Here is a 7,775-nt window from a genome sequence, read left to right as displayed (position 1 = left end):
GCCCAGGACGCCCTGCGCGCCGCCATCAACGGCTGGGAACGACCGCTGGACTGGGCGTCGGGCAACCGGGAACGGTTCACCGAGCGGATTCTGCCCCGCCTCGGCGAACTGGCCGACGAGCGACTGCGCCAGCGGCACGGTCTCACCCGCGACTCCGACCCCGCCCGGGCCCGTACCCTGCTCGGGGAACCGCTGTGGACGTTCCTGGGCACGCCGTCCCGCCGCCCGCCGTCGCCGCGCGACCTCGCGGCGATCGTCGCCGAACTGGAGAAGATATGAACGCCGTGGACCGCAGCATCCCCGCCACCGAGGTGGGCCACCTGGCCCGGGCGGTGCTGGACGCGGTCGGTCAGGTCGTGGTCGGCAAGCGGGAGGCCCTGGAACTGGTCCTGGCCGGCATCCTGGCCGGCGGGCACGTGCTGCTGGAGGACCTGCCCGGCCTCGGCAAGACCCTGACCGCACGCTCGTTCGCGCAGGCACTCGGGCTGGATTTCCGCCGCCTCCAGTTCACCCCCGACCTACTGCCCGCGGACGTCACCGGTTCCTTCCTGTACGACCAGCGCAGCGGCGACTTCTCCTTCCGCGCCGGCCCGGTCTTCACCAATCTGCTGCTCGCCGACGAGATCAACCGGACGCCGCCGAAGACCCAGTCGGCGCTGCTGGAGGCGATGCAGGAGAAGCAGGTCTCGGTGGAGGGCGTCACCTACCGGCTGGACGAGCCGTTCCATGTGCTGGCCACCGCCAACCCGATCGAGTACGAGGGCACCTACCCGCTGCCGGAGGCGCAGCTGGACCGGTTCCTGCTGCGCGTGTCCTTCGGCTACCCCCAGCGCGAGGAGGAGTGGGACGTGCTGCGCCGGCGAATGGCCCGCCGCCGCGAGGAGGCCGAGATCCCGGCGGTGGTCGACGCCGGCACGCTGCGGTCCATGCAGGCGGCGCTGGAGGACGTGGTCGTGGAGGACTCCGTCGGCCGGTACATCGTCGACCTGACCGCGGCCACCCGCGAACACCCGTCGGTGCTGGTGGGAGCGTCGCCACGCGGCTCACTGGCGCTGCTGCTGCTGGCCCGGGTCCGGGCTGTCTTCGCCGGCCGGGACTACGTGGTGCCCGAGGACGTCAAGGGCGTGGCGGCGCCCGCCCTCGCGCACCGCATCACGTTGCGCCCGGAGATGTGGCTGCGCCGCGTCGACCCGTCCTTCGTGGTCGGTGAGGTGCTGGAGCAGACTCCCGCCCCGGCCAGCGGCGCGCTGCCCAGCCACGCGGCCGGCCGGCTCGGGCGCTGACGCCGTGCCCACCTCCGAGGACGGGCAGCAGCCTGCTGCGGGATGGGCGCCCACCTGGGCGCTGGGCCGGGTGGTGCTGCTCACCGGGCTCCTGCTGATCGCCGCCGTGCTGCTCGGCCGGGTAGACCTGGTGGTGCTGGCCGCCCCGTTCGCGCTCGGCACCGCGTACGCGCTGCGCCGCCGGCCCACCGCCGCCCCGTACCTGGAGATCGCCGCCGCGGACGGGCAGCTGGTCGAAGGGGGGCCGTTGGCCGCCCGGGTCAGCGTTGGCAACCCGGACACGGTGCCCTACCACCTGGCCGTGGTGCGGACCCGGATCTCGCCGTGGCTACGGGTCGACCGGGCCGGTTTCGGCGGCGGCGGGACCGACATCGGCGGCTCCGGCCTGGACCGGCCCTTCGTCACCGCCATCCCCACCGGCGTCGCCGTGGACCTGGAGTTGACCGGCACCGCGCTGCGCTGGGGCCGGCACCCGGTCGGGCGGGCCGGTGCCCGGGTCGCCGCCGCCGACGGGCTGTTGGTCTCCCGGGCGGTCGTCACCGAGCCGGTACGGCTGCGGGTGTACCCGATGACGGAGCCGTTCGAGGCGGTCGAGGCGATGCCCCGGGCCGCCGGGCTGGTCGGCGCGCACCACTCGCGCCGCCCCGGCGAGGGCGGCGAACTGGCCGGCGTGCGGGTCTTCGCGCCGGGTGACCGGTTGCGGCGGATCGACTGGCGGGTGTCGCTGCGGGCCCGGCAACTGCACGTGGCGGCCACCCTCTCCGACCGGGACGCCGAGGTGGTGGTCCTGCTCGACGTGCTGGCCGAGGCGGGGCGCTCCGGCGGGGTGCGGGGGGCCGCGTCCGTGCTGGACACCACGGTCCGGGCTGCCGCCGCGATCGCCGAGCACTACCTGCACCGGGGTGACCGGGTGGCGCTGCTGGAGTACGGGCCGACCGCCCGCCGGCTCCGCCCGGCCACCGGCCGGCGACAGTACCTGACCGTGTTGGAGTGGCTGCTCGACACCCGCGCCGAGGCATCCCCGCACGAGCCGTACGACCAGGTGTTTGGGCCGCAGGTGCTCTCCGCCGACGCGCTGGTGGTGGTGCTCACCCCGCTGCTGGACGAGCGGTCGGCGCAGATGCTGGCCCGGCTGGCCCGGGGCGGCCGGTTCGTGGTGGCGGTGGACACCCTTCCGGCGGACCTGTCGCCGCCGGGGGAGAAGGGCTGGGCGCCGGTGGCGTACCGGTTGTGGCGGCTGGACCGGGACACGATGATCGGCCAGTTGCGGGAGCACGGCGTACCGGTGGTGCCCTGGGCCGGCGCGGGCAGCCTGGACCAGGTGCTGCGGGACGTGGCCCGGCTGGCCACCGCCCCCCGGGTGGGTGCCCGGTGACGGGCGCGGCGCGGCGGGGGCCGGCCGGCGCGGACGGCGGGCGGATCCGGTGAACGCGCTGAGGGAGCGGGTGAAGGCGGCTCGCCGGGTGTCCCCGACGACACTGTTGGTGCGGTTCGGCATCTTCGTGGTGGTGTTGGCCGGTCTGCTGCTGGCGTACCCGGCGCAGCTGTTCCAACCGAGGACGCTGCTGGCCCTGGCGGTGGTCGCGGCGCTGCCGGCGGCCGGGCCGCGCCGCATCTGGCCGACCTTCGCGGCCATCGTCACGGTGGGTGGCTGGGTGATGGCCTCCGCCGGGTACGACCGTCCGATCGCGCTGTGGCGGCTGCTCGCCGTGGCCGCGTTCCTCTACCTCGGGCACACCCTCTGCGCGCTCGCCGCGGTGCTGCCCTACGACGCGCTGGTCGACCCGGACGTGCTGGTCCGCTGGTTGGCTCGAGCCGCGGCGGTGATTCTGGCCAGCTGGGTCGTCGGCGTCGTGTTGGCCTGGTTGGGCGGGATCGGCGACGCGGCCGGTTCCCAGGCCGCGACGGTGGTGGGCCTGCTGGTGGCGGTGGGGGGCAGCGGGCTGCTGGGCTGGCTGCTCCGTCGCAGATAGCAGGATGACCAGCAACGTCGCGCAGGTCACAGGGGTTGTGCTCGGTCACAAGTGGGGGTCTCGAACGGGATTAGTCCCGCCGCCCGGGGAAAGATAGTTGACGTGAACCCGAAGCGGATCCTAGTCGTGGGTGCCGGGCACGTCGGCCTGTACGCCGCTCTGCGCCTGTCCAAGAAGCTGAGCTCCCGTGAGGCCGAGGTCGTCGTCGTCGACCCGCAGCCGCACATGACGTATCAGCCGTTCCTCCCGGAGGCGTCTGCGGGCAACATCTCGCCCCGCCACGCGGTGGTGCCGCTGCGTCGTGAGTTGCGCAAGTGCAAGGTCGTGGTGGGGGCGGTGACCCGGATCGACCACGCCCGCCGCACGGCGGTGGTGCAGCCGATCAGCGGCCCGACGCGGGAGATCGCGTACGACCACGTGGTGGTGGCCCCCGGTTCCGTCTCCCGGACGCTGCCGATCCCCGGCCTGCACGAGCACGGGATCGGGTTCAAGACCATCGGCGAGGCCATCTACCTGCGCAACCACGTGCTGGACCGGCTCGACGTGGCGGCCGCGACGGTCGACCCCGAGGTCCGGCGCAACGCGCTGACCTTCGTCTTCGTCGGCGGCGGCTACGCCGGCATCGAGGCGCTCGCCGAGATGGAGGACATGGCCCGCGACGCCCTGCGCTACTACCCGGAGCTGTCGCCTGCGGACATGCGTTGGGTGCTGGTCGAGGCGACGCAGCGGGTGCTGCCCGAGGTCGACCGGGACATGGGCGCCTACACGGTGCAGCAGCTGCTGAAGCGGAACATGGACATCCGTCTGGACACCCGGCTGGAGTCCTGCGTCGACGGGGTGGTCAAGCTCTCCGACGGCGACTCCTTCGCGGCGGACACCATCGTCTGGACCGCCGGCGTGAAGCCGTCGCCGATGCTGGACGCCACCGACTTCCCGCGCGACGACCGCCGCCGGGTCACCTGCCTGCCGACCCTGCAGGTGGTGGACGGCGACCGGGTGGTCGAGGGGGCGTGGAGCGCGGGTGACTGTGCCGCCGTGCCGGACCTCACGAAGGAGCCCGGCACCTACTGCTCGCCGAGCGCGCAGCACGCCGTACGCCAGGCGACACGGCTGGCCGACAACATCGTCAACGTGATCCGCGGGCGTGAGCCGGTCAACTACAAGCACAAGCATGCCGGCAGCGTGGCCAGCCTCGGCCTGCACAAGGGCGTCGCCCAGGTCTACGGCGTCAAGATGACCGGCTGGCCGGCCTGGTTCATGCACCGGACGTACCACATGAGCCGGATTCCGTCGTTCAACCGCAAGGTCCGGGTCGTGGTCGACTGGTCGCTGGCGTTCTTCCTCAAGCGTGAGGTCGTCGCCCTCGGCCAGCTGCACGATCCGCGCGACCAGTTCGCCGAGGCATCCGCCCCGCCGAGGCAGCCGGTGGGCGCCGGCAAGCGGAGCTGACCGTAGGCGACGAAGGGCCTCTCCCCGGACGGGGTGAGGCCCTTCGTCGTGGTCAGACCCGCCAGGTCCAGGCGTCGGCGATCCGGGTGCCCGGCCCGTAGAGCTGCACCAGGGTGCGCCGCAGGTTCTCCGCGTGCGGGGCGTCGTCGGTCACCGCCACGCAGGCGGCCCCCCAGTACGCGGCGTCGACGCGGGCCTGCCGCCGCCGCTCCTCGTCGATCACCGGCTCGCCGCCCTGCTGGGCCACCTCGGCCAAGAGCTGCGAGGTGGGCCGCTTGTAGGTGCCCATCGCGGCCGAGCCGTGCGCCCCGTACGGGCCGATGAAGAAGCCCTCCGGGATCGCGAACTGCGCGTCGGCCGCCGTGGCCCAGCGCATCGGCCACGGCTCCTTCGGGGTGGCCGCCGGCACCGGCACCAGCACGCCGCCGGGGCGTACGCACCCGCGCCAGTGGCCGCCGCTGATGAACTCGGGCAGCGCCGGCCGGTCGGCCGTCGGCAGGGGAGCGGGAAAGGTCGTGATCAGGGCTGCGGCGACCGCCGCCGGGACCAGCCGCCGGGCCCGCCCGGGGGAACGCAGCGCCCGGTCCACGGCGAGCACCAGCAGCGTGCCGGCCAGCGGAAGCACGGCCAGCCCGAACCGCATCGGCAGCGCGGCGTCCACCACCGGCAGCCCGGCGAGCAGCGCGTACGGCCCGGGCAGCTGGGAACGCTCGCCGTCGAGGACCACCTGCGGGCCGAGCGACAGTGCGCCCATGACCAGCGCCGCCACGACGCAGGCGCGCACCAGCGGGCGGCGGGCCGGGCCGTGTGGCGACAGCCAGAGCGCGCAGCCGACGACCACCAGCAGCAACGGCAGACCGAGGAAGGTGTTGTACTCGGCCGGGCCGGTGGTGAGCCGGGCCGAGGAGTCGTCACCGAACACCGACAGCGGGGACAACGTCCACCAGCTACGCAGGTCGGCCGAGAAGTAGTGCGGGCTGAACATGCCGTCCGCCACACCCTGCGGGCCGGCGAACTGGAACCACAGTGGCCCGCCCAGGACGATCAGGGCCAGCCCGGCGGCGAACAACAGACCACCGGCGAATCCGGGCAGCGCGCGACGCAGCAGGCCCCGGTCGGCGAGGCCGTACGTGACGGTCATCACCAGCAGGGTGACGGCGGCGAGGAAGAGCACCTCCTCACCGACGAAGACCTGCACGGTCACCACGGCCGCCAACCCCACCGCCGAGCTGACCAACCGCCGCCGGGGGAGCGTCCCCGGTCCGGGGTCGGCGGCGCGCAGCAGCCGGACCACCAGCCAGACGATCACCGGCACCAGCCACTGCGCGGTCATGTGCAGGTGGCTGTTGGACTGTGACACCATGCCCGGCCCGAAACCGCACAGCCCGGCGCCCAGCGCGGCGGCGAACCGCCGGGCCCGCAGCGTACGGGCGTACAGCAGGTACCAGGCGACGGCGGTGCCGGCCAGGTTCGCCCCGACCAGCAGGGCGAAGGTGACCGGCGCCCCGAACAGGAGGGTGACCGGGGCGAGCAGCAGCCCGAGCGCGATGACCGTGGTGTTGGTCATCAGGTTCACCCCGTCCGGGGCGTTCAGCTTGTCGGTGAGCAGGCCGAAATCGCCGTGCAGCGCTCGCGCGTCGACGGCCAGGAACCACTCGTAGAGCGTCTGGTCCGCCGGGTTGAGGGCCAGCACCCGGCCGGACGGGTCGGGCCACATGCCGTGGGTGACCCAGCCGGCGAGCAGCAGGAACACCAGCACGACGGCCAGGTCGGCGCGGTGCCGGAGCAGGCCGGAGCGCCACCGGGTGAGGCGGGAGCCGGTCGCGGCCGGCTCGGTGGAATCGAGCGCCAGGTCGCGATCGGCGCCGGGCGCCGTACGGGCTTGGCTGGTCACGGAATCGACCCTAACCGCACGGGGTACGCCTCGTGGCCCCGCAACGGTTACGGTGACACGTGCACCGCCGTGTGTCGACGTGCCGGTGCCGCCTGCCCGGGTGGTGGAACGGCAGACACGGCCGCCTTAAAAGCGGCTGCCGCAAGGCGTGCGGGTTCGACCCCCGCCCCGGGCACCGTAGACTCTCAGCTATCCCACAGCTTGCCGTGCGGCGTGCCTTGCCGGCGACCCGTACCCTGTAAGGGCACGTCGAGCGTGCGACGACCCCCTGAGGGAGGCCTGAAAGTGAAGACCTCGAACCCGGTGCTCGCCCGGCTCGGCCAGGCGGCCGAGCGGGAGCGTTCGGCCGGGTACGCCCAGCCCGGGCCGTACGGACAGCCGGGCATTCCCCAGCAGTACCCGGGCCAGCCCGGCTACCCCGCCGCCCCGGTGGCGGCCGGCACCATGTCGATCGACGACGTGGTGGTCAAGACCGTCGCTCTTCTGGGCATCCTCGGTGTCTCCGCCGCGGCCGCCTGGGTGCTGGTGCCGGACGCTCTGCTCGGTCCGGCCTGGATCGGCGCGGCCATCGTCGGTCTGGTCCTCGGCCTGATCATCTCGTTCTCCCGGATGGCGAATCCGGCGCTGGTCATCGCGTACGCGGTGGTCGAGGGTGCCTTCGTGGGCCTGGTCAGCAAGGCCTTCGAGTCGCTCTACGAGGGCATCGTGCTGCAGGCCGTGGTGGCCACCTTCGGCGTCTTCTTCCTGATGGCGATGCTCTACAAGGCGCGGGTCATCCGGGCGACGCCGAAGTTCGTCAAGGGCATGATCGCCGTGATGGCCGGTCTGTTCGGCGTCATGCTGATCAACTTGGTGCTGGCGCTGTTCGGTATCAACACCGGCCTGCGTGACGGCAGCCCGCTGGCGATCGGCTTCAGCCTGGTCGTCGTGGTGGTCGCCGCGCTCAGCTTCGTGCTGAGCTTCCACGAGGTCGAGCAGGGTGTCCGGATGGGGCTGCCGCAGCGGTACTCGTGGGTCGCCGCGTTCGGCATCCTGGTCAGCCTGGTCTGGCTCTACCTGGAGCTGCTCCGCCTCATCAGCTACTTCCAGGGCGACGACTGACCTCACCGCCACCCCCGGCGCCCGCCACCGCACCCCGCGGCGGCGGGCGCCGTCGTCTGCGCCCCCAGGCAGCTC

At 73.2% G+C, this 7,775-nt stretch carries 6 protein-coding genes, 1 tRNA gene and 1 pseudogene; 7 read left to right on the top strand and 1 reads right to left on the bottom strand.

Annotated features, from left to right (window positions below):
• From E1166_RS27815 to E1166_RS27795, 5 genes and pseudogenes are all read left to right on the top strand, one after another.
• Nucleotides 1-279 (top strand): annotated as a pseudogene (locus E1166_RS27815) (hypothetical protein); the annotation flags it as partial.
• Entirely contained in the window at nucleotides 276-1,283 is a 1,008-nt protein-coding gene (locus E1166_RS27810; protein WP_132342863.1) for a MoxR family ATPase, read from the top strand. The pseudogene E1166_RS27815 and the gene E1166_RS27810, both read left to right, overlap by 4 nt.
• 4 nt (nucleotides 1,284-1,287) lie before the next feature.
• The gene (locus tag E1166_RS27805; protein ID WP_132342862.1) at nucleotides 1,288-2,658 is read left to right on the top strand and encodes a DUF58 domain-containing protein; all 1,371 of its coding nucleotides are present in this window, start codon (nucleotides 1,288-1,290) and stop codon (nucleotides 2,656-2,658) included.
• Nucleotides 2,659-2,707: 49 nt separating this feature from the next.
• Complete coding sequence (locus tag E1166_RS27800; protein ID WP_132342861.1) at nucleotides 2,708-3,256, top strand: hypothetical protein; 549 nt, start codon at nucleotides 2,708-2,710, stop codon at nucleotides 3,254-3,256.
• A gap of 102 nt (nucleotides 3,257-3,358) precedes the next feature.
• A complete protein-coding gene (locus tag E1166_RS27795; RefSeq protein WP_132342860.1) occupies nucleotides 3,359-4,705 on the top strand; it encodes an NAD(P)/FAD-dependent oxidoreductase in 1,347 nt (448 codons plus the stop codon).
• Nucleotides 4,706-4,757: 52 nt separating this feature from the next.
• On the opposite strand, the gene E1166_RS27790 is transcribed toward E1166_RS27795, so the two are convergent.
• Nucleotides 4,758-6,599 (bottom strand): hypothetical protein, encoded by a 1,842-nt coding sequence (locus E1166_RS27790; RefSeq protein WP_132342859.1) that lies wholly within the window; start codon nucleotides 6,597-6,599, stop codon nucleotides 4,758-4,760.
• Nucleotides 6,600-6,693: 94 nt separating this feature from the next.
• Here E1166_RS27790 and E1166_RS27785 point away from each other — a divergent pair.
• Both E1166_RS27785 and E1166_RS27780 read left to right on the top strand, forming a co-directional pair.
• Nucleotides 6,694-6,774, top strand: a tRNA-Leu gene (locus E1166_RS27785).
• Between the two features lie 110 nt (nucleotides 6,775-6,884).
• Complete coding sequence (locus E1166_RS27780) at nucleotides 6,885-7,700, top strand: Bax inhibitor-1/YccA family protein (RefSeq protein ID WP_132270651.1); 816 nt, start codon at nucleotides 6,885-6,887, stop codon at nucleotides 7,698-7,700.
• The last annotated feature ends 75 nt before the right edge of the window (nucleotides 7,701-7,775 follow it).

The sequence above is a fragment of the Micromonospora sp. KC213 genome (assembly GCF_004348325.1).
GTDB lineage: Bacteria > Actinomycetota > Actinomycetes > Mycobacteriales > Micromonosporaceae > Micromonospora.
The sequence above is the reverse complement of the archived record's forward strand: the minus strand, read 5'-3'. Positions and strand labels throughout refer to the sequence as shown.

Excerpts from the sequence above, each read along its gene's own strand:
- E1166_RS27810 (WP_132342863.1), top strand. The coding sequence starts at position 276 with ATGAACGCCGTGGACCGCAGCATCCCCGCCACCGAGGTGGGCCACCTG.